The sequence below is a fragment of the Streptomyces sp. NPDC026575 genome, from assembly GCF_055567415.1.
Window position 1 is genome coordinate 75,480 of sequence record NZ_JBVHQM010000032.1, and the last position, 21,974, is coordinate 97,453.

The 21,974-nt window shown below is 71.1% G+C and carries 23 protein-coding genes and 1 tRNA gene; 10 read left to right on the top strand and 14 right to left on the bottom strand.

What is annotated here, in order from left to right:
• Window positions 1-79: 79 nt before the first annotated feature.
• A complete protein-coding gene (locus tag ACZ4NB_RS32860; RefSeq protein ID WP_467666686.1) occupies window positions 80-925 on the bottom strand; it encodes a hypothetical protein in 846 nt (281 codons plus the stop codon).
• A 461-nt stretch (window positions 926-1,386) separates the two neighbouring features.
• On the opposite strand from ACZ4NB_RS32860, the gene ACZ4NB_RS32865 reads away from it, so the two are divergent.
• The 5 genes from ACZ4NB_RS32865 to ACZ4NB_RS32885 all read left to right on the top strand — a co-directional run bounded on the left by ACZ4NB_RS32865 (window position 1,387) and on the right by ACZ4NB_RS32885 (window position 7,465).
• Window positions 1,387-4,551: a sensor histidine kinase gene (locus ACZ4NB_RS32865; RefSeq protein WP_467666687.1), complete on the top strand. Its 3,165-nt coding sequence runs from the start codon at window positions 1,387-1,389 to the stop codon at window positions 4,549-4,551.
• Window positions 4,551-5,042, top strand: coding sequence for a roadblock/LC7 domain-containing protein (locus tag ACZ4NB_RS32870; protein WP_467666688.1), 492 nt, complete (start codon window positions 4,551-4,553; stop codon window positions 5,040-5,042). Before ACZ4NB_RS32865 ends, ACZ4NB_RS32870 begins: the two co-directional genes overlap by 1 nt.
• The gene (locus ACZ4NB_RS32875) at window positions 5,039-5,437 is read left to right on the top strand and encodes a DUF742 domain-containing protein (protein WP_467666689.1); all 399 of its coding nucleotides are present in this window, start codon (window positions 5,039-5,041) and stop codon (window positions 5,435-5,437) included. Before ACZ4NB_RS32870 ends, ACZ4NB_RS32875 begins: the two co-directional genes overlap by 4 nt.
• A gap of 88 nt (window positions 5,438-5,525) precedes the next feature.
• Window positions 5,526-6,125 (top strand): GTP-binding protein, encoded by a 600-nt coding sequence (locus ACZ4NB_RS32880; protein WP_467666690.1) that lies wholly within the window; start codon window positions 5,526-5,528, stop codon window positions 6,123-6,125.
• A gap of 89 nt (window positions 6,126-6,214) precedes the next feature.
• Entirely contained in the window at window positions 6,215-7,465 is a 1,251-nt protein-coding gene (locus ACZ4NB_RS32885) for a styrene monooxygenase/indole monooxygenase family protein (protein WP_467666691.1), read from the top strand.
• A gap of 33 nt (window positions 7,466-7,498) precedes the next feature.
• On the opposite strand, the gene ACZ4NB_RS32890 is transcribed toward ACZ4NB_RS32885, so the two are convergent.
• The 3 genes from ACZ4NB_RS32890 to ACZ4NB_RS32900 form a co-directional block, all read right to left on the bottom strand.
• Entirely contained in the window at window positions 7,499-7,762 is a 264-nt protein-coding gene (locus ACZ4NB_RS32890; RefSeq protein ID WP_393493394.1) for a hypothetical protein, read from the bottom strand.
• A gap of 36 nt (window positions 7,763-7,798) precedes the next feature.
• Entirely contained in the window at window positions 7,799-8,539 is a 741-nt protein-coding gene (locus ACZ4NB_RS32895; RefSeq protein ID WP_467666692.1) for a TetR/AcrR family transcriptional regulator, read from the bottom strand.
• A 73-nt stretch (window positions 8,540-8,612) separates the two neighbouring features.
• The gene (locus ACZ4NB_RS32900) at window positions 8,613-9,560 is read right to left on the bottom strand and encodes an AurF N-oxygenase family protein (RefSeq protein ID WP_467666693.1); all 948 of its coding nucleotides are present in this window, start codon (window positions 9,558-9,560) and stop codon (window positions 8,613-8,615) included.
• A gap of 164 nt (window positions 9,561-9,724) precedes the next feature.
• Here ACZ4NB_RS32900 and ACZ4NB_RS32905 point away from each other — a divergent pair, with 164 nt between their 5' ends.
• Window positions 9,725-10,834 (top strand): ferritin-like domain-containing protein, encoded by a 1,110-nt coding sequence (locus ACZ4NB_RS32905; RefSeq protein WP_467666694.1) that lies wholly within the window; start codon window positions 9,725-9,727, stop codon window positions 10,832-10,834.
• 45 nt (window positions 10,835-10,879) lie between these two features.
• On the opposite strand, the gene ACZ4NB_RS32910 is transcribed toward ACZ4NB_RS32905, so the two are convergent.
• The 8 genes from ACZ4NB_RS32910 to ACZ4NB_RS32945 form a co-directional block, all read right to left on the bottom strand.
• The gene (locus tag ACZ4NB_RS32910) at window positions 10,880-11,191 is read right to left on the bottom strand and encodes a hypothetical protein (RefSeq protein WP_467666695.1); all 312 of its coding nucleotides are present in this window, start codon (window positions 11,189-11,191) and stop codon (window positions 10,880-10,882) included.
• 28 nt (window positions 11,192-11,219) lie between these two features.
• Entirely contained in the window at window positions 11,220-12,344 is a 1,125-nt protein-coding gene (locus ACZ4NB_RS32915; RefSeq protein ID WP_467666696.1) for a type VII secretion target, read from the bottom strand.
• 100 nt (window positions 12,345-12,444) lie between these two features.
• Window positions 12,445-12,822, bottom strand: coding sequence for a hypothetical protein (locus tag ACZ4NB_RS32920; RefSeq protein WP_467666697.1), 378 nt, complete (start codon window positions 12,820-12,822; stop codon window positions 12,445-12,447).
• A gap of 265 nt (window positions 12,823-13,087) precedes the next feature.
• Window positions 13,088-13,921, bottom strand: a complete 834-nt coding sequence (locus tag ACZ4NB_RS32925) for an ABC transporter ATP-binding protein (protein ID WP_467666698.1) — start codon at window positions 13,919-13,921, stop codon at window positions 13,088-13,090.
• 77 nt (window positions 13,922-13,998) lie between these two features.
• Window positions 13,999-14,496, bottom strand: coding sequence for an HD domain-containing protein (locus ACZ4NB_RS32930; protein WP_467666699.1), 498 nt, complete (start codon window positions 14,494-14,496; stop codon window positions 13,999-14,001).
• A 25-nt stretch (window positions 14,497-14,521) separates the two neighbouring features.
• A complete protein-coding gene (locus tag ACZ4NB_RS32935) occupies window positions 14,522-15,973 on the bottom strand; it encodes a penicillin-binding transpeptidase domain-containing protein (protein WP_467666700.1) in 1,452 nt (483 codons plus the stop codon).
• Window positions 15,970-17,373, bottom strand: a complete 1,404-nt coding sequence (locus ACZ4NB_RS32940) for an FtsW/RodA/SpoVE family cell cycle protein (protein WP_467666701.1) — start codon at window positions 17,371-17,373, stop codon at window positions 15,970-15,972. Before ACZ4NB_RS32940 ends, ACZ4NB_RS32935 begins: the two co-directional genes overlap by 4 nt.
• 83 nt (window positions 17,374-17,456) lie before the next feature.
• Window positions 17,457-17,837: an SH3 domain-containing protein gene (locus ACZ4NB_RS32945; protein WP_393493372.1), complete on the bottom strand. Its 381-nt coding sequence runs from the start codon at window positions 17,835-17,837 to the stop codon at window positions 17,457-17,459.
• Between the two features lie 859 nt (window positions 17,838-18,696).
• Here ACZ4NB_RS32945 and ACZ4NB_RS32950 point away from each other — a divergent pair.
• Both ACZ4NB_RS32950 and ACZ4NB_RS32955 read left to right on the top strand, forming a co-directional pair.
• Window positions 18,697-19,992 (top strand): cytochrome P450, encoded by a 1,296-nt coding sequence (locus tag ACZ4NB_RS32950; RefSeq protein ID WP_467666702.1) that lies wholly within the window; start codon window positions 18,697-18,699, stop codon window positions 19,990-19,992.
• 188 nt (window positions 19,993-20,180) lie between these two features.
• Window positions 20,181-20,390 carry a hypothetical protein gene (locus ACZ4NB_RS32955; protein WP_467666703.1) on the top strand — a complete coding sequence of 70 codons (210 nt, stop codon included), beginning with the start codon at window positions 20,181-20,183 and terminating at the stop codon, window positions 20,388-20,390.
• A 33-nt stretch (window positions 20,391-20,423) separates the two neighbouring features.
• Here ACZ4NB_RS32955 and ACZ4NB_RS32960 read toward each other — a convergent pair whose 3' ends face one another.
• On the bottom strand, window positions 20,424-20,615 hold the full coding sequence (locus ACZ4NB_RS32960) for a hypothetical protein (RefSeq protein WP_467666704.1): 192 nt from the start codon (window positions 20,613-20,615) through the stop codon (window positions 20,424-20,426).
• Between ACZ4NB_RS32960 and ACZ4NB_RS32965 the strand changes: the two genes are divergently transcribed.
• Complete coding sequence (locus ACZ4NB_RS32965) at window positions 20,523-20,807, top strand: DUF6879 family protein (RefSeq protein ID WP_467666710.1); 285 nt, start codon at window positions 20,523-20,525, stop codon at window positions 20,805-20,807. The two genes, ACZ4NB_RS32960 and ACZ4NB_RS32965, sit on opposite strands and share 93 nt — an antisense overlap.
• 260 nt (window positions 20,808-21,067) lie before the next feature.
• On the opposite strand, the gene ACZ4NB_RS32970 is transcribed toward ACZ4NB_RS32965, so the two are convergent.
• Window positions 21,068-21,139, bottom strand: a tRNA-Arg gene (locus ACZ4NB_RS32970).
• A 218-nt stretch (window positions 21,140-21,357) separates the two neighbouring features.
• On the opposite strand from ACZ4NB_RS32970, the gene ACZ4NB_RS32975 reads away from it, so the two are divergent.
• The gene (locus ACZ4NB_RS32975) at window positions 21,358-21,882 is read left to right on the top strand and encodes a response regulator (protein WP_467666705.1); all 525 of its coding nucleotides are present in this window, start codon (window positions 21,358-21,360) and stop codon (window positions 21,880-21,882) included.
• The last annotated feature ends 92 nt before the right edge of the window (window positions 21,883-21,974 follow it).

Consider the following 21,974-nt stretch of genomic DNA (forward strand, 5'->3'; position numbering starts at 1 on the left):
CTGCGGGGCCACAACGTGGTGGGGGCGGGGGATGTTCCCGGAGGGGGGTTCTCCCGGAGGAGACATTCCCGGGCGTTGCTCAGGGCGCCACGTAGATCACCGCCGCGTCGTCCCGGGCCTTGCCGCGGGGATGGGTCTCGCACTTCGGGTCCGCCGCCTCGGCCGCCCGGACCTGGTCGACGAGGGACTGCGGGCCCTGCTCGGCCACCACGTCGACGCAGTCCTTCCAGGAGCCCTGCCGGAAGACCTCGACCCAGCGGCCCGCGCCGTCGGTGAGCGCGGTCAGCGAGCGGACCTCGGCGCGCGGGGTGCTGCCGCTCACCGCGCGGGCGGCCACCGACGGATCGGCGGCCGCGGTGAAGAAGCCGCCCTCGGCGTTGCGCAGCGCCTCGACCGCGCGGCCGTACGCCCGCCCCGCCGCGGCCCGCTCCGCCGAACCGCGGGGCAGCGCCCGCACGGCGGCGCGCTGGGCGCGGACCGCAGGCGGCAGCTCGTCCAGCCGCGGGTCCAGCACCGGATGCACCGAGCCGTCCACCCGCTCCAACAGGAGCACCGAATCGGACAGGACGAGATGCTCGACGGTGGCCTCGGACCACCGCGCGGCCACCACGGTTGCCTGCGGAGTGCGGACGTGAGAAAGGTCACAGGTGCCGCGATGCTCGTCGGCCGTCCGGGAGATGGCGGCGGCCAGCACCTCAGGGAGTGTCATATCCCGGCGTGAAACCGACAGTTCGAGCAAGGCGCCACCGAGTCGCGCGGTGAACCACGGCACCGTGTGCACGCATCCGTAGTCCTCGGCGGGCGGTGTCACCCCGTCCAGAAGGACCAGGACTCCGCCCTGGCCAAAGGCGGGCAGGGCGACCGATGCGTAGTCCTCGTTTGGGCGTTGGGGATCACCCGGCTCGGTGGCGAGTTCGATGCGCATGGCCGCAAGTCTGCCGGAGGCCGCGGCGCTGCCCCGCTTACCGGGCGCTCCCGGCGGCGTCGGCGTACGGGCAGGTCAGCGGCGTACGGAAGGTATGGACCAGGGAGCCGGCGGCGTGCGGGCGGGCATCTTTCCAGGACCGGCACGCATCTCCAAACCCGTCCGGGCCGTGGGCCGGTCCGCCGCGGAAATCGGTGGCGCCGGGAAGTTGATGGTCAAACTGCAAGTGATGTTCACTCGTTCAGGTGGCCAGGCATGTGTTGCCGGGCCACTGCGCGACGCCGGTGGAAGGGTCGTTGCCCGGTCAAGGGCGGGGCCAGGACGTTCATCGCGACGCGCAGAGCCGGACTGTTTACCCTTCGCGGAAGTGTGTGCTGCTGCGGTGTGCGCGCAGGTCCGCCCCGCGAGCGGCGAGCGAACCGGGTCCGCGACGCCATACGGCGTGGGCAGGCGAGACAGGAATGCGAGCAGCGGTGCGGAAGATGCGGCTTCGGGGCGGCGCAGGGAAGCCGGGTTCACCGGCCGGTTCGGTCTCGGGACCGGGCAAGGGTGCGGGCGCGACGGGCGGGGACGACCTCTCGGGGCGGCGTCCGGCGCGGGTGCGCAACCGGCTCGTCGGAGCGGTGGCCGTGGTCGCCGCCGCGGTCCTCGGCGCCGGCGCCCCCGGCCTCGCCACCACGGCCGACAACGCCCACGACAGCCAGCAGCTGGTCGACCTCGCCGAGTTGAACGCCCGGGCGATCGCCCTCGCGCACTCCCTCGCCGACGAGCGCGACGCGCTGACCGCGCACGCCGCCGCACCGGCCGGCCGCAAGGGCGCCAAGCCCGGCGCATCCGGTGCATCCGGTGCCCACGGCGGCCGCACCGGCGGAGCCGGCAGCGCACGGACCGGCCGCCCGACAACCAACGGCGTGGGAGCCAACGCCACCGGAGCCAACGCCACTGGAACCAACGGGACCGGCACCAACGGCACAGGAGTCAACGGCACAGGAGTCAACGGCACCGGGAACGGCGCGACTGCTCCCGACGCCGCCGCTGCCAACGCCACCACTGCCCACACCGCCGCGGCCGACGCCGCCGTGTCCGGGCGCACCGCCGTATCCGCCGACGCCTCCGCGGCCTTCGAGCCCCAGCGTGTCCGCGTCGACCGGCAGATCGGCGAGCTGCGCGCCGAGGCCCAGGACGCCTCGGGCGACACCCAGGTCTACGCGGCCGCCGCCAAGCTCCTGGCCGAGCTCCCGCAAACCCGTCACAGGGCGCTGTCCGGTACCGATTCGGCCGAGCAGGTCTACCACGCCTATACCGAGGTCATCCAGGCGCTCGGCGCGATCGGCGACACCATCGCCCGCCACCTCCCCGCCCGCGCGGACTCCGCCGACGCCGACACCCGCGCGCTGCCCGCCCTCGGCCGCCTCACCGACCAGGCCGCCGGCACCCGCGCCCTGCTGCTCGCCGGGCTCGGCGCGGGCGGCAGCCGGCCCCAACTGACCGCCCTCGCCCAGGTCGCGCACATCCGCGCCCAGGGCGCGCTGGGCGACTTCCGGCAGACCGCCGGCCAGGGCGCCCGGGACCGCTACGAACGCACCGTCACCGGCGCCGACATCACCGCCGCCGAGCGCTATCTGACCCGGCTGACCGACCAGCCCCGCCTGGACGCCGCGGACCTGCGGCTCAACCGCCAGAAGGTGGCCCAGACCCTCACCACCCGCATCGGGCTGATGCGGGGCGTGGAGTCGGCCATGGCCACCGCCGACATCGAGCGGCTCGGTGCCCTGCGCGACGACGATGTGAACGAGCTGGAGATCCGCATCGGCCTGGAGGCGCTCTGCCTGCTGCTGGCCGTCGGCGCCGGCGTCTGGGCCGCCCGTACCCTGACCCAGCCCCTGGCGGCGCTGCGGATCGGCGCCAAGCGGGTGGCCGGCGACCCCGCGCAGGAGGAGCCGATCAGCTACAAGGGCCGCAACGACGAGTTCGCCGCCGTCGTCCGGTCCGTCAACGCACTGCACGCCCAGGTGGGCGAGTCGGCGCGGCGCACCGCCGAACTGGAGGGCGAGCGCAAGCGGCTGGTCGGCGGCCGGCAGCGGCTGGTCGCCGAGCGCGAGGTGCTCCAGGAGCAGAGCGCGTCGCTCAAGGCGGAGGTCGCCGATCTCACCGAGCGGCTGGCCACCGCGCAGACCGGCGTGCACGGCCGGTTCGTCAACCTCTCGCTGCGCACCCTCGGCCTCGTGGAGCGCCAGCTCGCCGTCATCGAGTCGCTGGAGGAGGGCGAGCGGGACCCGGAGCGGCTGGAGACGCTGTTCAAGCTGGACCACTTCGCCGCGCGGATGCGCCGCAACAGCGAGAACCTGCTGGTGCTGGCGGGCGCGGAACAGCACGGCAACGGCCACCAGGGCCCGGTCCCGCTGCTGGACGTGCTGCGCGCCGCGGTCAGCGAGATCGAGCGGTACGACCGGGTACGCATCGAGTCGCTGCCGCCGCACGCGCAGGTCGCCGGGTTCGCCGCGGACGACCTCAGCCATCTGGTCGCCGAACTCCTGGAGAACGCCACCGCGTTCTCCCCGCCGGACGCCCATGTCGAGCTCTCCGGCTGGCTGATGGAGAGCGGCGAGCTGATGCTCTCGGTGCAGGACGAGGGCATAGGGATGACCGCGGAGCGGCTGGCCGAGCTCAACGAGCGGCTGGCGGACGCCGAGGCCGCCTCGTCCTCCGAGACCGTCGACGAGGCCCTGGGACTGGGCCTGTACGTGGTGGTGCGGCTGGCCGCCCGGCACGGCGTCCGGGTCCAGCTGCGCGACGCCAAGCAGGGCGGCGTCACGGCCGTGGTCGTCCTGCCCGGCTCGATACTGCCCACCCGCCCGGCCCCCTCGCCCGCCACGACGGCGCCGCGCGAGGCGGCGCACACCCCCGTGCTGCCCGGCTCGGTCGCCGAGGCGAACTCCAACACCCTGCAGACGAGGGTGCCGCGGACGGAACCGGCGGCGGCCGGGCCCACCGCCGAAACGGACGCCGACCGGGACGCCGACCCGGACACCGACCCGTTGGTCGCCGCCGCCGAGCGCGCCATCGACGCGGCCGAGGCCACCACCGGCGACGACGCGCACACCCGGACCGAGGACGAGGCGAGCCCGGCCGTCGAGTCGCCGGCCCAGCCCGTGGCGGGCGGCTCCGCGCCCGTGGCCGCCGATCCGTACGCCATCGGCCCGGACCAGCACACCGGCCCCGAAACGGATCCGGCACCCACGGACCCGGCGGCCAGGAACGCAGCAGCCGAGGACGCGGAAGCCGAGGACCCGGCAGCCGAGGCCACCGACGCGGCAGCCGAGGCCACCGACCCGGCCCCCGCCGCGACACCGGAGAAGCGGCGGACGACCAAGGGGCTGCCCAAGCGCACGCCGCACATCGTGGCGCAGCGCCCGGCGCCCGCGGCCCCGCGCAAGAGCGGTACGGCCGGTGCCGAGGCGCTGCGGCGCCGGCTGGGCGGATTCCAGCAGGGGGCGCAGGACGGCCGGCGCGAGGTCGAGACCGAGATCGCGGAGCGTACAGGGGACCAGACCATCCCACAGACCGACACCGACGGAGCGGGGGCCCCGGGAGAGAGCCGGATTGCCGAGGAGGCACACGATTGATGGCGCAAGCGCCCCCCACTCACGGAAAAGGACTGAGCAGCCAGGCACAGAACCTGCACTGGCTGCTGACGAACCTGGTCGACGAGGTGCCGGGCATCCGCTCGGTCGCAGTGGTCTCCTCCGACGGCCTGCTGCTGCTCAGCTCCGACCCGGACCGGACGGCGGCCAGGGCGCGGCCGGACGGCGATAGCGGGCCCAGAGGGTCCAGTGCGGACCTGGCCACCATCGTGTCCGGGCTCGGCAGCCTCACCCACGGCGCCGCGAAGCTGATGGACGGCGGGGACGTCCGGCAGACGATGATCACCATGGACGAGGGCAGCGTGTTCGTCATGGCGATCAGCGACGGCTCGCTGCTCGGTGTGCACGCCGCCCCGGACTGCGACATGAACGTCGTCGCCTACCACATGGCGCTGTTCGTCGGCCGGGCCGGCCATGTCCTCACCCCCGAACTCCGCAGCGAACTGCGCAAGTCGATGGAGGACGCCCAGTGAGCAACCCCAAACTCCCGATACGCGGCGGGGACCGCAAACCCGCGCGGGTGCGGCCCTATTCGCTCACCGGCGGGCGGACCCGCTTCGGCCATGTGCTGCTCGTCGAGACGTTCGTGGCCGCGCTGGAGGCCCCCGAGGAGCGGCGCGAGCTGACCGGCGGCGGCTGGGCCGAGCGGGTCATGCCGGAGATGCGGGCGATCGTCGAAGTGTGCCGCCGGATGCGCTCGGTCGCGGAGATCTCCGCGCTGCTGAAGATGCCGCTGGGCGTCGTCCGGGTCCTGCTCAGCGACCTCGCCGACCAGGGAAGGATTCGCGTCTACGGCACCGGGCACCCCTCCGGCCGGCCCGAACGCGCGCTGTTGGAGAGGGTGCTGGGTGGACTTCACAGGCTCTGACACGACATCGGCCGGATCGACGGCGACGGCCCCCTCATCGACGGCGACGGCTCCTTCGACGGCTTCTTCCGAGGACCGGGCCGAGCCCTTGGCCACGGCCGACGAGGCCGGTCTGCAGAGCTGGCAGACCGACCGCTCGCGGGCGCCGATCGCCACCAAGATCGTGGTGGCCGGCGGCTTCGGCGTCGGCAAGACCACCTTCGTCGGCTCGGTCTCGGAGATCACCCCGCTGCAGACCGAGGCGATGATGACCCGGGCCAGCGAGGACACCGACGACCTGACCGCCACCCCGGAGAAGACCACGACCACGGTCGCGATGGACTTCGGCCGGATCACCCTCGACCAGGACCTGGTGCTGTATCTGTTCGGCACGCCCGGACAGCAGCGGTTCTGGTTCATGTGGGACGACCTGGTGCGCGGCGCGATCGGCGCGATCGTGATGGCCGACACCCGGCGCCTGGAGGACTGCTTCCCGGCGCTGGACTACTTCGAGAGCTGCGGACTGCCGTACATCGTCGCGGTCAACCACTTCGAGGGCACCGAGGAGTACGCCGTCGAGGACGTCCGCGAGGCGCTGACCGTACCGCCCCGGGTACCCGTCGTGATCATGGACGCGCGCCGGCGGACCACGGTGGTCGCCTCGCTGCTCGCGCTGGTCGGCCACGCGCTGGAGGAAGCGCCGGAGTAACCGGGCCCGCCCGCGGTCCCGCCCCAGGGGCCGCGTTCCACCCCCCACGCCTCACCCCGAACACCGCAGTAACAGAGAAGAGCGCCGCCATGCGGAAAGTACTCATCGTCGGAGCCGGCCAGTCCGGGCTCCAGCTCGCCCTCGGTCTCCAGTCCAAGGGCTACGACGTCACCCTGATGTCCAACCGCACCGCCGACGAGATCCGCTCCGGCCGGGTCATGTCGACCCAGTGCATGTTCGACACCGCCCTGCAGCACGAGCGCGATCTCGCGATCAACTTCTGGGAGAGCCAGGCGCCGCGCATCGAGGGCCTGGGCGTCTCGGTCGCCGCGCCCGGCAGCCACGCCGAGCCCGGCGGCTCGCAGCGCGCCATCGACTGGGTCGGCACGCTGGAGGGCTACGCCCAGTCCGTCGACCAGCGGGTCAAGATGGCCGGCTGGATGGAGACCTTCGCGCAGCGCGGCGGCCAACTCGTCATCCACGGCGCGGCCGTCTCCGACCTGGACTTCTTCGCCGGCCGCTACGATCTGACGCTGGTCTCGGCCGGCAAGGGCGAGCTGGTGTCCATGTTCGGCCGGGACGCGGCCCGTTCCCCCTACGACACCCCGCAGCGCGCACTCGCCGTCGCCTACGTCCACGGCCTGGGCCCGCGCCCCGAGCACCCCGACTTCGACGCGGTGCGCTGCAACGTCGTCCCCGGCGTCGGCGAGCTCTTCGTCATGCCGACGCTCACCACCTCCGGCCGCGCCGACATCCTCTTCTGGGAGGGCGTCCCCGGCGGCCCGCTGGACGTCTTCCAGTCGGTCAAGGACCCCGACGAGCACCTGGCCACGACACTGGAGCTGATGGAGAAGTTCCTGCCCTGGGAGTACGCCCGCGCCACCAAGGTCGAACTGACCGACGCCAACGGCACCCTGGCCGGCCGCTACGCCCCGACCGTGCGCAACCCCATCGGCCGGCTCCCCTCGGGCGGCCTGGTCCTCGGCGTCGCCGACGTGGTCGTCGCCAACGACCCGATCACCGGCCAGGGCTCCAACTCGGCCTCCAAGTGCGCCGCGTCCTACCTCGCCTCCATCCTGGAGCGCGGCGAGGAGCCCTTCGACGAGGACTGGATGCGCGCCACCTTCGACCGCTACTGGGACACCGCCCGGCACGTCACCAAGTGGACCAACGCGATGCTGGCCCCGCCGCCGGAGCACGTACTGGACATCCTCGGCGCGGCCGGGCAGCTCCAGCCCGTCGCCGACCGCTTCGCCAACGGCTTCGACGACCCGTCCGACTTCGAGAACTTCTTCTACGACCCGGACGCCGCACGGGCGTACCTCGCGTCGCACGGGTGACCCGAGGGCTGTCCGGCAGCCCCTGAGCGGCGGTCACTTGGTCCAGGGCCACTTCCGGCGGCCCTGGACCTCCCGCTGCTCCTCCGGGACGTACTCGTACTTCCAGCCGCTCGGCAGGCCCAGGCGGCTCACACGGGCCGGGACGCGCCGGTAGACGTGCAGCGTCGGCGGCCGCCCGTCGTCGTTGGGCACTGGGATCTCATAGGTCTTCGGCGGCTGACCGGTCATGCCGACCAGCACCGGCAGCACCCGGCCGTCCAGGGGCCCGCCGACGAAGGGCGTGTTCTCGCTTCGCACGCCCCCAGTCTTTCACCACCGGAGCGCAGCCGCTGGTCACAGCAGGTGTGCGGCGTCGCTGACGACGGGCAGGATGCGCCGGGACAGATCGCCGACCGGGCCGTCGGCGGTCTCCAGCTTCAGCGCCGCCCGGGTCACCCGCGCGGTCTGCGGATCGCGGGCCGCGGTCGCGGTCAGCAGCGCGATGAAGTGGTCCACCAGCCAGTCCCGCAGCTCGTCGAGGGCGGGCTGCTTGTCCTCGTCGAGCCAGATCAGCGAGGCGCCCTCGACGGCGGTGAGCCACATCCGCACGGTCATCCGCAGCCTGACGCCCGGCTCCGGCTCGCCCAGATGCCGCAGGATCTGGTCGGCCGCGGCGCGCCGCACCTCGTCCACGATCGCGGACGTACGGGAGGTCTCCACGACGCTGCCGCCCTGGAGCAGCGCGCTGAAGCCGGCGTCGTGCTCGTCGACGAACGCCAGATAGCGGTCGAGCGCACGGGACAGCCGCCGGGTGAGCGGGCCGGTCTCGGGCTCGGCGAAGCAGCGCTCCAGGATGTCGGCGGCGCTGCGCAGCGCCGCCTCGTACAACTGCTGCTTGCCACCGGGGAAGTAGCGGTAGACCAGCGGCCGCGAGACCTCGGCGGCGGTGGCGACATCGTCCAACGAGACGTCCTCGGGCGCGCGCTGGGCGAAGAGCCCGAGCGCGGCGGCGAGCAGTTGGCTGCGGCGCTGCTCGACGCTGAGCCTGCGATAGGCGGGTCGGGGTACTGCTGGGGCGGTGCCGCTGCCGTTCATGAACAGCAGCGTAACCGGCCCGGATGTCGGCTCGTACAGGTGCTCGGGTCGCGGACGGGGCATGCCGAGCGCTTCAGGCCAGCAGCCCCGAACTGCGCCACAGCCTGCGGCCCACACCGCGCAGCACACCGATCTCGTCGAGGAAGTCGGTCAGCCGCCGGGCCCCTGACTGCATCACCTCGCGGCGGTGGCCGCTGGCCTTCACCTGGGCGACGGCCTCCCGCTTGTCCAGCCCGACGTTGGTGTAGACGTCGGGGTTGACGAAGGCGAGGGAGAAGACCCGGGCCGCCTCGCCGGAGCTGATCCGGGTCAACTCCCGCTCCCAGCGCGGCGCGGTGACCATCTGGCGGCGCAGCTCCTCGCGTGCGTAGCGGACATGGCGGGCCTCTTCGACGACATGGATCCGGGTCACCCCGCGCACGAGGGTCTGCACCCGCTCGTCCGGGAAGGTCAGCCGCTGCATCCAGTCCAGGATCTCCTCGCCGAGCAGGGTGCAGGCGAACGAGCCCGGGGTGGTGGAGACCGTCTTGAGGATCCGGGCGAGGTTGTGGTTGAGGCGCGAGACGGGGTACGTGGGCGCGCCGCCCCGCTGGATCATGCGGGCGAACATCTTGGAGTGCCGGCACTCGTCGGCGATCTCGGTGAGCGCGTAGCGGACATGTGCGCTGGTGACCGGCTTGTCGTAGATATGCCGTACGAGCAGCTGCATCAGGATGATCTCGAACCAGATGCCCAACGAAGCGAGCGAGGCGGCCTCGTGCCGGGAGAGGTCCTGCTGCTGCTCCAGCGACATCTTCCGCCACAGCGGGGTGTCGTAGAGCGAGACCAGCTCCGGCGGCCAGAACCACTTGCCCTCTTCGAGGGGGGCCTCCCAGTCGAGTTCGGCGTCGGGGTCGAAGGAGTGCCTGGCGGAGGAGTCGAGCAGCCGCTCGGCGACCTGTTCCCGGTCCTTGAGCAGGCCGAGGGCGTCCCGCAGGACTTCGGTGTCCGTCGCGGTCATGGCGGTGGGCGCGCTCGTCATCTGGCTACCTCGCTAGTGGGTTACCGGCGGTCAGCTCTTATGAGACTGCTTGTCAGCAAGCTCGTCAATCCCCTGTGCGCGAGTTATTGACCCGTGAGTAAGAAACGTGTGAGCCTGCCAACCATCGTCCAGGGCAAGGTGTTTGGCGAGCCGAGGAGGCGCCCGTGTCGACCCGAGAGCTCTATGTGCAGGACCCCGGCGACCCGCTGTGGCAGGTGCCCGCCTCCGGCGCGGCCCGCTTCAGCTGGGAGTACGGCGCCGGTCGCGACCGGCTGCTCGCGCTCTACCAGAAGGGCAAGGACAAGCAGTGGGACGCCGCCCTGCGGATCGACTGGGACCTGGAAGTGGACCCCACGGATCCGCTCGGTACGCCCGATGAGTCCATGTCCCTGTACGGCACCAAGTACTGGGGCAAGATGACCGAGAAGGACCGCGGTGATCTGCGCCGGCACTACACCGCCTGGCAGTTCAGCCAGTTCCTCCACGGCGAGCAGGGCGCCATGGTCTGCGCGGCGCGGATCGTGGAATCCGTCCCGGACCTCGACGCGAAGTTCTACTCCGCCACCCAGACCATGGACGAGGCGCGGCACGCCGAGATCTACAGCCGCTTCCTCCAGGAGAAGATCGGGATGCTCTACCCGGTCAACGACAGCCTCCAGACGCTGCTCGCCGACACCCTCAAGGACTCCCGCTGGGACATGCCGTACCTCGGCATGCAGGTGCTGATCGAGGGCCTGGCGCTGGCCGCCTTCGGAATGATCCGCGACACCACCGACAAACCGCTGCCGAAGCAGATCCTCACGTACGTCATGCAGGACGAGGCCCGCCATGTCGCCTTCGGCCGGATGGCCCTGCGCGACTACTACAAGCAGCTCACCGACGCCGAACTCCGCGAACGCGAGGAGTTCGTCATCGAGGGCTGCTACCTGATGCGCGACCGGCTGCGCGGCCTGGAAGTCCTCACGAACTTCGGCATTCCCCCCAAGGAGGCCGCGGAATTCACCGAGCGCTCCGAATTCCTGCACCTCTTCCGGAAGCTGCTCTTCAGCCGCATCGTGCCCTGCGTGAAGGACATCGGCCTGTGGGGCGAACGCCTCCAGCGCGCCTATGTGGACCTGGGCGTCTTCGACCTGGGCGACGCCAACCTCGATCTGCTGATGGCCCAGGACGAGGAGTTCGCCGACAAACTGGACGCGGAACGCTTCGCCGCCGAGGAGGCGGCCCGCACGGCGGAGGTCGCGGACGCGATCGCACGGGGCGAGGCGGAGGACTGACCGGCCGGGGCGGAGCCTTCGTGCGCCTGCCCCGTTCCCGGCGCCTCAGTTCAGACGCCGGAACACCTCCGTGCAGACGATCCAGCACACCACCACACCGGCCAGCACCGCGAACATCCGGCGAGACCGGCCCCGCCACCCCCGGACCATGACATACAGCCCCGCGTACGTACCGAGGAGATTCACCACCGGAATCCACAGCAGCCCCGGATTCCTCACCGCCGCAACCCAGAGGAAGGCCCACGGGGCCAGCAGCCCGATGACCACCAGCGCATACTCATAGAAGCGCTGCTTCCAGGGCGGCAACCCCTCCCGCGGGATCGGATCACCCATGTCGGGGAGCTCTGGCTGGGTCATGCGGTCCTCCCTGGTGCTGCCCGGCCGGCTAAACGGCCCGGTTGTCGTAGCCCGAGCCGGGTACCGGAAAGTTGTTGACGGTATTGAACGCCACTCCGAGAGAGCCTTGAATCGCACCGGTCGCGGCACTGGCGATCTTCATCGCCTGGCCGAGCCTCGCCGTCGCCTCGCCCCACCGCTCCATCACGCGCACGATCTGGAGAGCAGACATGGCGTAAAAGGGTGCGGCCGCCGCGGCGCCGACGCCGGTGGCCAGCGCCGCATCCCCGGCGATGAAGTTGAGCAGCGCCTTGAGGCCGAGGTCCAGCACGTCCACGACCATGCCCTTGTAAAACTCTCCGAAGGCGTAGACGGCGCCGGAGATCTCGAAGTAGTTGTCCTTGAGCGAGTGAAAGGTCTCTTCGAGTGTGAGGAGCTTGTCGCCGAGTTCATCGAAGTACGCGTACGCGGCGTCTGCGGAGTTTCCCTGCCAGGCCGCGTCCAGTTCGATGTTCCCCGCCTTGACGTTCCGGGAGATCGTCGCGGAGAGATCGGCCAAGGATCCCCACACGTCGGAGCAGTCGAGGAAGGACTCCCAGTCTCCCGCCGACCAGTTGACGAAGTCCCCGAGCGGGTCCCATCCGGTCATCGCCTTGATGAACTCAAGGGTCGTGGCGGAAGGGCTGGCGAAGTCGAGCAGCGTGCCGAACCCCTTCTCGAAGGGGTGCGCCTCGAACTCTCCTGCCCAGTCGGCCACATACCCGTCACCGCCCCCCGGGGGCTTCAGATGCGAGCCGGCGTCTTCCTTGTCCGCGAAGTTCGACGACGGGCCCTTCGCGCCCTTGGCGTCCCCGCTTCGATGGGGCCTGCTCTTCGGATACGTGGCGTCGATTTTGCGGGCCTGCTCCTCATCGGTCGCCCGGTAGTACTTGGCGGATTTCGTCAGTTCGTGTGACGAGGCGTCGAGGATGCGCCGAAATCCGTTGAGGCACTTCTTCGCGGCGTCCAGGTGCTCTTGGTGCGGGCCGTATACGGTCTGCCAGAGATCTCCGACCGAGTCCTCGATGTTGGCGTTCTTCTGCATGAAGTCGACGCCCGCATCGACGTCGTCGCTCGCGCGCGATATCAGCTTTGCGTAGCCGTCCAGGTCGGCGGGTTCTACCGCGAAACTCATGATGTCCCGATCCCCCTCGGGGTCTTCGTCCTGTGCATGGAAACCGCCGCCAGGGCGACTGCGGTGTACGTTCCCGACTGGCGCGAGAGCGCGACACCCTTTACTGCAGCGACCAGCCTTTTCCGCTGTGGCGTCCGGCAGCGTGCGGGTTCCGGTGTTGCGCCGCGCGGCGCTCCTCCGCGATGTCGCGGCGTTCGTCCTCCAGGGCTCGTTCGCCCTCGGTGGCACGGGCGTGGCGCTCGGATTCGGACATCTCGTTCCATTCCTTTTGGAATGGCTCCGACTTCTCCAGGAGAGCGTCGGTGTATCCCGGGGTCCGGGCGGCCTCGCGGAGGCCGATGCGCCCGGTGAGGACCTCCTGGGCCATCTCCTTCATCGCGTCGCCGGCTCCGCCGCGGGCAATCATCTCAAGAGACTTGCGCAGCGCACGCGCCTCTGCCGGATCCCTCGCGACATCCATGAACTCCGACTCGTCCACGTGTTTCTGAGGCTCGCTGGACATGGCTCTCCCCGCCGTGCGAATGCGATTTCCGCCAACCGTACCGGAAGCAGTGGAAAGCGGCGTGCCGTTCAGTGGTCTCGCGGAGAAAACGCAGGATGTCCCGGTATACGCCATGGTGATGCGATGCATATCTGGATATGCGGTTCGTAAAGACAACGTAATGTCGGGGTGTACGGGAATTTCGGCGCTTCCGCAGGGGTGGCGGGAGCGAAGAAAATCACCGCCGGAGTATCCGCAGTACCTACCCCCGCCTGCCCGACCGCGCCAGCCACCGGCCCTCGTGCCGGGACACCTCGATCGGGCGGCCGAAGCAGGCCGTCATACGGGCGCCGGTCAGGACCTCCTCCACCGGGCCGCGGGCCTGTACCCGGCCGTCGCGCAGGAGGAGGGCATGGGCGACGGACGGGGACAGCTCCTCCAGGTGGTGGGTGACCGTGACGGTCGCCAACTCGGGGCGCCCCAGGGCCAGCCGGTGCAGCGCGTCGATCAGGTCCTCGCGGGAGGGCAGGTCGAGCGCGTTGAACGGCTCGTCGAGCAGCAGCAGCGAGGGGTCGGCCATCAGCGCGCGGGCGATCAGGATCCTGGCCCGCTGGCCGCCCGAGCACACCCCGTAGGGGCGGTCCGCCAGCTCCTTGCAGTCCAGTTCGGCGAGCAGCTCGTGCGCCCGCTCGCGGGTGGCCGGGTCGTACTCGCGCCACAGCGGCTGCACGGTGCCGGTCGCGCCGGTCAGCACGACGGTGTGGCCGGTCGCGTCCTGCGGCACCTTCTGCGCGCTGGAGACCAGGCCGATGACGGCGCGCAGCTCGCGGACGTCCACCGAGCCGAGCCGGTGGCCGAGCACCTCGACGGTGCCGACGGTGGGGAACATCAGCGCGCCGATGAGGCGCAGGACGGTGGTCTTGCCGGCGCCGTTCGCGCCCAGCAACGCCCAGTGCTCACCGGACCGCACGGTCCAGTCGACGGCGTCGAGGATGACCTGTCCGGTGGTGGAGCGGCGGACGCCGACGCCCTCCAGGGCGGCGATCACGCGCGCTGCTCGCGCAGGGGAAGGTTGCGGGCGGTCCGTAGGAGTCATCGCCGCAGAGTAGCTGTGTGGGCCATCTTTCCGGGCGGGCGTCCGCTGTGTGGACCCGCGGCCCGGGGAGGGCAGGCTCAGCGCAACCCCAACAGGCCCCGCACCCGGGCGTACTTCGCCGTCAGCCGCTCCCGCGTCGGCGCGTCCAGTACGGCCAGCCGGTCCGGATCGGCGTTGTGCGCGAGATCGGACTCCTTGACCAGCAGCGCACCGGGCGTGGCCAGAATCCGCGCGGTGTACTCCTCGACCGGCTCACCCGCCCGCTTGGTGACCGCCAGGACCATCGCCTTGGTCGCCTCGCCGAGCGCCGCCCCGGCCAGCCACTCCCGGCTCAGCGCACCGTCCTCGACCGCGTCGTGCAGCCAGGCCGCGGCGATCTGCTCGTCGCTGCCGCCCCGCGCCCGCACGCCCGCGGCGACCGCCGCCAGATGCTCGGTGTACGGGCGGCCGGCCTTGTCGGTCTGCCCCGAGTGCGCCCGCCGGGCCAGCGCCTCCACTTCGGCCAGTGACAGCAGCGGGGCGGGGGCGGGGCCCGGTGCGGCGGCGGAGGAGGAGTGCGGGGGAACGTCGGCCATACGGCCATTGTGACGCGGGTACCTGTCAGCGCGCCGCCGCCATCACCGCCCGGGCGATCGGTGCCGCACTCCCCCCGCCGCTGATGTCCGCGCGATCGGCGGCCGCGTCCTCGACGACCACCGCCACCGCCACCGTCGGCTCGTAGCTGTCCCGCTCGCGCGCCCAGGAGATGAACCAGGCATACGGCGTGCCCTCGTTGTGCGGACCGTGCTGGGCGGTGCCCGTCTTGCCGCCGACCGTCAGGCCGTCGACGGCCGCCTGCCGGCCGCTGCCGTGCTCGACGACGTCGATCATCATCTCCTGGAGCTGCTGCGCGGTGGCCGGGCCGACCACCTGGCGGGTGGGCCGCTGCGGACCGGCCGCGATCATGACACCGCCGGGGTCGGTCACCTTGTCGACGAGGTACGGCGGCGTCAGCTGCCCGCCGTTGGCGACCACCGCCGCGACCATCGCCATCTGGAGCGGAGTGGCGGCGGTGTCGTACTGCCCGATGGCGGAGAGCGCGACCTGTGCGGGATCCATCCGCGTGTCGAAGGTGCTCGGCGCGACCGGCGAGGGGATGCGCAGCCGCCGGTCGTTGAAGCCGAACCGGTGGGCCGTCGCCGCCATGCCGCGCAGCCCGACCGCGTTCCCCAGCCGCGCGAAGACGGTGTTGCACGAGGCCCGGAAGGCGTAGGTGAGGGGGGCGTCCTCGCAGCCCTCGGCCGCGTTGCCGAGCAGGGTGGAGCTGCCGGGCAGCGGATAGGGATCGGGGGAGTCCGTAGGGGCGTCGATATCGGTGACCAGGCCGCTCTCCAGCGCGGCCGCCGCGGTGACGACCTTGAAGGTGGAGCCGGGCGGGTAGGTCTGCTGCAGCGCCCGGTTGAGCATCGGCCGCTGCGCGGCGGCGTTCAGCCGGCGCCAGGCATCGCTCACCGGCGCGCCGTTGCCGGACAGCTCACCCGGCTCGTACGACGGCGTACTGACCAGCGCCAGGATCCGCCCCGTACGCGGTTCGATCGCGGCCACCGCGCCCTTCTTGCCGCCCAGCCCGGCGTACGCGGCGCGCTGCATCCGGGGGTTGATGGTGGTGTGCACATCGCCGCCCCGGTGGCGGGCCCGGGTCAGCCGGTCCCACCAGGGGAAGGCGGCCAGCCGCGCATCGGCGCCGGAGAGGATGCCGTCCTCGGCCCGCTCCAGCAGCGAGGTCCCGTAGGTCTGCGAGGAGTAGCCGGTGACCGGGGCGTAGAGCGGGCCGTCGGTGTACGTGCGCTCGTAGCGCAGCCGCCCCCGGCTGTCCCGGGACCCGGTGACCGGACGGCCGTCGACGAGCAGCTCACCGCGCGGCTCCTCGTAACGGGCGATCGGCACCCGCCGGTTGGCCGGGCTGGCGCCGTAGTGCTCCGCCTCGACGATCTGCACCCGCGCGGCGTTGACCAGCAGGGCGAACAGGAGCAGCAGGCAGAACGCGGCGGTGTGCCGGATGCAGCGGTTCAACGGACGGCCTCCCAGTTCCCGCTGCCGCCCGCCACCTCGCTCCCCTCCGGCCGGGGCGCCCGCGCCCGGTCGCTGATCCGCAGCAGCAGCGCGACGATGATCCAGTTCGTGACGACGGACGACCCGCCCTGCGCGAGGAACGGCATGGCCATCCCGGTCAGCGGGATCAGCCCCATCACCCCGCCCGCGATGACGAAGACCTGGAGGGCCGGCAGCGCCGCGAGCCCGACGGCCAGCAGGCTGCCGAACGCGTCGCCCAGCCCCAGCGCGGCCCGGTAGCCGCACGCCACCACCAGGGCGTACAGCAGGAACAGCGCGGTGAGTCCGGCCAGCCCCAGCTCCTCACCGAACGTCGCGAGGATGAAGTCGGACTTCATGGCGAAGCCGATCAGGGACGAATGGCCCTGGCCCAGGCCCGTGCCGAGCACCCCGCCCGCGGCGAAGGCGAAGAGCGACTGGGCGAGCTGCCCGGGTCCCTCGCCCGCCGCGATACCGGCGAACGGGTGCTGCCAGTCCTCGACCCGGCCGTGCACATGCGGCTCCAGCGTGCCGACCGCGGCCGCCCCGATCCCGGCCAGCAGCAGCCCCACCGCGATCCAGCCGGTCCGCCCGGTCGCCACGTACAGCAGCACCACGAAGATCCCGAAGAACAGCAGCGAGGTGCCCAGATCGCGCTCCAGGACCAGCACGGCCACGCTGATCAGCCAGATCGCGGCGATCGGCCCGAGCACCCGGCCGGCGGGGAGCTGGAGCCTGGCCACCCGTTGGCCGGCGCGCGCCAGCGCACCGCGGTTGGCGGCGAGATAGGCCGCGAAGAAGACCGTGATCAGCACCTTCGCGAACTCGCCGGGCTGAATCGAGAATCCGTCGACCCGGATCCAGATCTTCGCCCCGTTGACGGCGGGAAACGCGATCGGCGCGACCATCAGGAGCAGCGCCAGCGCCGCGCAGTGGTAGGCGTAGCGCTGCAGGGTGCGGTGGTCGCGCAGCAGCACCACCACCGCCATGAACAACAGCACCCCCACCGTCGACCACATCAGCTGGGTGGGCGCGGCGTGGTCGGCCGGGGTCTCCAGATCGAGCCGGAAGATCAGCACCAGCCCGAGCCCGTTGAGGAGTACGGCCGTGGGCAGCAGCAGCGGATCGGCGTACGGGGCGCGCAGACGCACCGCGAGGTGCGCGAGCAGCGCCAGTCCGCCGAGCCCGGCGCCGTAGCGGACCGCACCGCCCGGCAGGGCGTGCCCCTTGGCCAGCCCCACCACGAGGTAGCCGCAGACGCTGATCAGCACGGCGCCTACGAGGAGGGCCAGTTCGATTCCCCGCCGTCCCGGCGGTAGCGGCAAGGGTGGGGGAGTGTCCGCCGGGCGCGCCGTGGCGGCCGCCCTTGCCGTTGCCGTCATGTCTGGCAACGTAGCAAGCGGCGGCCGCTATTTCCGTTATGCCGGATACGGCGTTCGGGGCGTCGGCACCGGGCCGCCCCGCTTCAGCACCAGCGGGGCTCGTCCCCGTCGTGCACGATGTCGCGCTGCGAGGACCAGGCGTACGAGTGGTCGCCCAGCTTGTACCAGACGGGGTTGCCCTTGACGCGCTGCCCGTTGACCCGGCAGGCGATCTCCACCACCGTCCCGTACCGCTTCGAGCCGATGACGCGGTAATGGGTGCTCGGGCCCGTACGCACCACGAGACCCTGCTTGGCGACGACCCGGCCCATGCGCATGGGGACGGTGGAGTCCTCGCCGTCACCCCCGTCGGCGCCCGCCGCCAGTGCCGGTCCTGCCGTCAGGGCGCCGGCCAGCGCCCCGGAAAGGGCACACAGAGCGAAGCTGCCGGACTTCGACCGCAAAAACATGCGCTTCGGAAACATGCGCTTCCTCCTGCGAAAGGGAGAGTCCTGCGAAAAGGGGGAGTCGAAAACGAGTGGGGTTCACCGGGCGTCAACGGGACGGACGGATCGGTACCTGTGGACCGCTGTCACGCGCCGCGTCCTGTCGCCTACCTCGCACTCATCTCACGCTAAAGAGGCTCCGAAGGGTCCGCAACTTGTCACGGTACGTAGCAGTCGCACTCGGGGGTAGCACCCCCGTCCCCGGCGTCAACCCGCCCCCGCGAGCGCCCGGTTGACGGGTCCGGGCCGGTGTGCGTCGGGCTGCCGGAGGCGTTGTTCAGCCCTCACCCCTCTCCCTCCCGCCGCGCGTTGACGCGGGACTGGCCGCCTGGCCCGACGGCCGTTCCTGGGGCCGTTCGCGGTCCGGATCGCCTTCCGCTCCACCGCCGGGACCGCCGCCCGGACGCATGCACCTGCTTCCGCATCCCCTCTCGCGAACCACTCCCGCGCCCGCGCCCGCCGCATACGAGCAGTGGTCACTGCCGGCAACCGCCGCGGCCCGCCTCCCCGCCCGCCTCCGTGTCCGCCTCCCGGCGGGCATACCCAGGGGAGGAATCAGGGTCGACTCAGGGGTCCCCCAGGGGCGACCCGGGTTGTTCCGTGAACGCGGTCAATGGCAGTTTGTAAACTCTTCCCGACCGAATAGAAGAAGGCCGAACTCGTCACGCTGATGCGGACGACCTAAGGCACCGGTCGATGGCATGGACCCGCGCCATGACCACCGCAAGCGAGGGGCTATGGCGTACGACACACCCGTCCGCGCCGAGTGGGTCCCGTGCTGTCCCGGCCGCCTTGGGGCGCCGAGTGCGGGTGACCGTCCCCCTCGACGAAAGGCAGTATGAGCGTCATGACGACTCTCCGTTCCCGGATCATCGCCTGGGCCGGCCGCATGTATCTGGCGAGAACACAGAAGAAAGGCTTCGACCTGTCTCGAATGTCTTTCTTGCCCGAGTCTGTCCTGATGCCCTTGCGTCGCGAGGGGCTCGACCCCGTGGGCGATTTGGCGGCCGTCCGGGAGCAGGAGCCGATCAGCAGGCTTCCGGTGCCGATAGCCGCCAACGTCTGGCTGGTCACCGGATACGACGAGGTCAAGGCGGTGCTGGGGAAGGCCAATGCCTTCAGCTCGGACTTCACCAACCTCGTCGGCAAGGCCGGCGCCGGCGCCGAACAGAACCCCGGCGGCCTCGGATTCGCCGACCCGCCGGTGCACACCCGGCTCCGCCGGCTGTTGACCCCCGAATTCACCATGCGCCGCCTCGGCCGGCTCACACCGCGCATCCACGAGATCGTCGAAGAGCGCCTCGACGCCATGGAAGAGGCGGGTAAGAACGGCGACCCGGTCGACATCGTCCACTCTTTCGCGCTGCCCATCCCCTCCCTCGTCATTTGCGAACTCCTCGGCGTCCCTTACGAGGACCGCGACGACTTCGAACGCCTCAGCGCGGCCCGCTTCGACCTTTTCAGCGGGGCGAACGCATCCTTCGGCGCCATATCCGAATCGCTCTCCTATTTCCGGGACATCGTCAAGAAGCAGCGGGAGAATCCGGGTGACGGCCTGCTGGGCATGATTGTCAAGGAGCACGGCGACTCGGTCAGCGACGAGGAACTGGCGGGCCTGGCCGACGGCGTACTGACCGGGGGCTTCGAGACCACCGCCAGCATGCTGGCGCTCGGCGCCCTGGTCCTCCTCCAGGACCCGAAGCACTTCGCGGCCCTCCATGACGGCGACGAGGTCGTCGACCGCTATGTCGAGGAGCTGCTGCGCTACCTGACCGTCGTGCAGGTCGCCTTCCCGCGCTTCGCCCGCGAGGACCTGGAGATCGGCGGTGTGCAGATCGCCGCGGGGGACGTGGTGCTGTGCTCCCTCAGCGGAGCCGACCGGGACGGCAAACTGGGTCCGGACATGGAGCAGTTCGACCCCTCGCGCAACGTTCCGTCCCATCTGGCCTTCGGCTACGGAATCCACCGCTGCGTGGGCGCCGAACTCGCCCGGATGGAACTCCGCGCCGCCTACCCCGCCCTGGTCCGCCGCTTCCCGCACATGCGCCTCGCCGCCGATCCGGCGGACCTGGCCTTCCGCAAGCTGTCGATCGTCTACGGCATCGAGTCCCTCCCGGTCCGCCTGGACGGCTGACGCTCCCGCCCCCCCCGCAACCCGGGCCGGACCGGCCCGGGACCACGGCCACGGCCCCCCCACCCCCGTCTCGCACGGCATCGTTCCGGCGGCATTCCATTACAGCGGGAACCTGGAGGCGGCACGTCGTGGCCCGAGCCTGGGAATCCGACCCGTCGGCGTCATGCGTCGGACGCCTGGGAAAGTCGGTGGAAGAACCGGGCAATTCCCAGGGCAGGGAGCAGTACCCGGACATCTGGCGGCTCAGCAACGGCGATATCGCCGTCATAGGCCGCGATATGACCGACCACTACACTCCCCGCCTGACCGAAGGCGTGACAATCGGCCCAGACGAACGACTCGTCGTCATCCCCGCAAACATGCTCACCACCGCGAAGCCGGACCTCCCCGATGCCTGACGCTCACCTTCCGGCACTCCCCGCCCATCGTGGTCAACGACTCGGCAACGACGAGTATCTGGCCGATTTCCGCACCCGGGACGCCGCCATCCGCTGCGCCTGTTCGAGGAGGGCCGCGACAATCTGCGCGGGATCCAGGCGGACGAAGAGGCCCATGGCTCGTCCTTCCACCGCGTACGCGTCGTCGAGGAGCCGCTGACGCCGTACGTGCAGTGGGAACTGCACTCGCTCCGTCGCACCGCTGCCGCCGCCCCCGGCGGCCTGACCCGGAAAGGACGCACCCCTCGGCATGCCGGCAGGAGCCAACGGGCGGTCCGGAGATTCGCTCAACGAACTCTCCGGGGAGCCTCACGATGTCGTCCAGGCCGGGAACGCCTCCGGTGGCATCCACTTCCATCAGACGTCGAGACCGCCTGACCGTCCCCGGACCGTCCCTCGGCAGCTCCTGGACGACCTCGTAGGGGCCCATCTGCTGGAGCAGAGCGGCCCCGACCGCTTCCAGTTCCACGAGTGTGGAGATTCCGCCCCACTGATCTCCAGTGCGGAAAACCCCGGAAGTCGACCCTCTTGTTCGATCGGACAACGAGAAAGGGCGGGAGTCAGTGAGACTGACTCCCGCCCTCTTCTGTCGGCATCCGCCCGGATCACGTACGAGCTTTCGTAGGTGAGGTGGCGAGTGCCCCCGGCAGGATTCGAACCTGCGCACACGGCTCCGGAGGCCGTTGCTCTATCCCCTGAGCTACGGGGGCGTTGCCGCTGTTTGTGCGGCGACGGGTAGAACCCTACCAGCTCTGATGGGGTGTTCATGAACAGGATTTGCGGGAGGCGGGGGAGGGGCACGGGCGGTCCGCCGGGCGGGGCCGTAGCGCATGTGCGGGGTGTGTCGGCGGGGGTCGGGGAAAGGTCCCCCGCATGGGGGCGGAAGTGGGCAAAACCGGGACGGCGCCGCAGGTGGGCCCCTAGTCTCATGGTTGTGCCTGGCTTGTCCGGTCGGATCCTGGTTGTCGACGACAACAAGGTGATCCGGCAGTTGATCAGGGTCAATCTCGAGCTGGAGGGCTTCGAGGTCGTGACCGCGGCTGATGGTGCCGAATGTCTGGACGTCGTGCACCACGTAAGACCCGATGTCGTGACCCTCGACGTGGTGATGCCGCGGCTCAACGGTCTGCGTACCGCGGCGCAGCTGCGCTCCGATCCCCGGACGTGGGACATCCCGATCGCCATCGTCAGCGCGTGCACGCTGGGCGAGGTGAACAACGGTGAGTCGGTCGGGGTGGACGCCTTCCTGGCGAAGCCGTTCGAGCCGACCGAGCTGGTGCGGACCGTGGGGAAGCTGGCGCGCGAGGGCCGGCAGCGGGAGCGCGGGCCCGAGGGCGGGGTGGGCGAGGACGACAGCGGCGGGGGCGAGGACGGGGAGAGTGATCGGGGCCGGGTGGGGATGGTGGAGGCGGGCGGCGGTGAATCGGGGCCGGTGGTCCGCCCCGGCGGTTAGGGCCTGTCCGATGGGTCCTGGCCGGGCCCGCGGCGTCTGGCACGGCACCTCGCGGCGTTGCCGAATCATCCCGATAGCTCCGCTATCGAGAC

What these genes read in the sequence shown, in the direction of transcription:
- ACZ4NB_RS32860 (WP_467666686.1), bottom strand. Translation starts at nt 925, where the DNA reads ATGCGCATCGAACTCGCCACCGAGCCGGGTGATCCCCAACGCCCAAAC.
- ACZ4NB_RS32865 (WP_467666687.1), top strand. Translation starts at nt 1,387, where the DNA reads ATGCGAGCAGCGGTGCGGAAGATGCGGCTTCGGGGCGGCGCAGGGAAG.
- ACZ4NB_RS32870 (WP_467666688.1), top strand. Translation starts at nt 4,551, where the DNA reads ATGGCGCAAGCGCCCCCCACTCACGGAAAAGGACTGAGCAGCCAGGCA.
- ACZ4NB_RS32885 (WP_467666691.1), top strand. Translation starts at nt 6,215, where the DNA reads ATGCGGAAAGTACTCATCGTCGGAGCCGGCCAGTCCGGGCTCCAGCTC.
- ACZ4NB_RS32895 (WP_467666692.1), bottom strand. Translation starts at nt 8,539, where the DNA reads ATGAACGGCAGCGGCACCGCCCCAGCAGTACCCCGACCCGCCTATCGC.
- ACZ4NB_RS32900 (WP_467666693.1), bottom strand. Translation starts at nt 9,560, where the DNA reads ATGACGAGCGCGCCCACCGCCATGACCGCGACGGACACCGAAGTCCTG.
- ACZ4NB_RS32910 (WP_467666695.1), bottom strand. Translation starts at nt 11,191, where the DNA reads ATGACCCAGCCAGAGCTCCCCGACATGGGTGATCCGATCCCGCGGGAG.
- ACZ4NB_RS32915 (WP_467666696.1), bottom strand. Translation starts at nt 12,344, where the DNA reads ATGAGTTTCGCGGTAGAACCCGCCGACCTGGACGGCTACGCAAAGCTG.
- ACZ4NB_RS32925 (WP_467666698.1), bottom strand. Translation starts at nt 13,921, where the DNA reads ATGACTCCTACGGACCGCCCGCAACCTTCCCCTGCGCGAGCAGCGCGC.
- ACZ4NB_RS32930 (WP_467666699.1), bottom strand. Translation starts at nt 14,496, where the DNA reads ATGGCCGACGTTCCCCCGCACTCCTCCTCCGCCGCCGCACCGGGCCCC.
- ACZ4NB_RS32940 (WP_467666701.1), bottom strand. Translation starts at nt 17,373, where the DNA reads ATGACGGCAACGGCAAGGGCGGCCGCCACGGCGCGCCCGGCGGACACT.
- ACZ4NB_RS32945 (WP_393493372.1), bottom strand. Translation starts at nt 17,837, where the DNA reads ATGTTTCCGAAGCGCATGTTTTTGCGGTCGAAGTCCGGCAGCTTCGCT.
- ACZ4NB_RS32950 (WP_467666702.1), top strand. Translation starts at nt 18,697, where the DNA reads ATGAGCGTCATGACGACTCTCCGTTCCCGGATCATCGCCTGGGCCGGC.
- ACZ4NB_RS32975 (WP_467666705.1), top strand. Translation starts at nt 21,358, where the DNA reads ATGGTTGTGCCTGGCTTGTCCGGTCGGATCCTGGTTGTCGACGACAAC.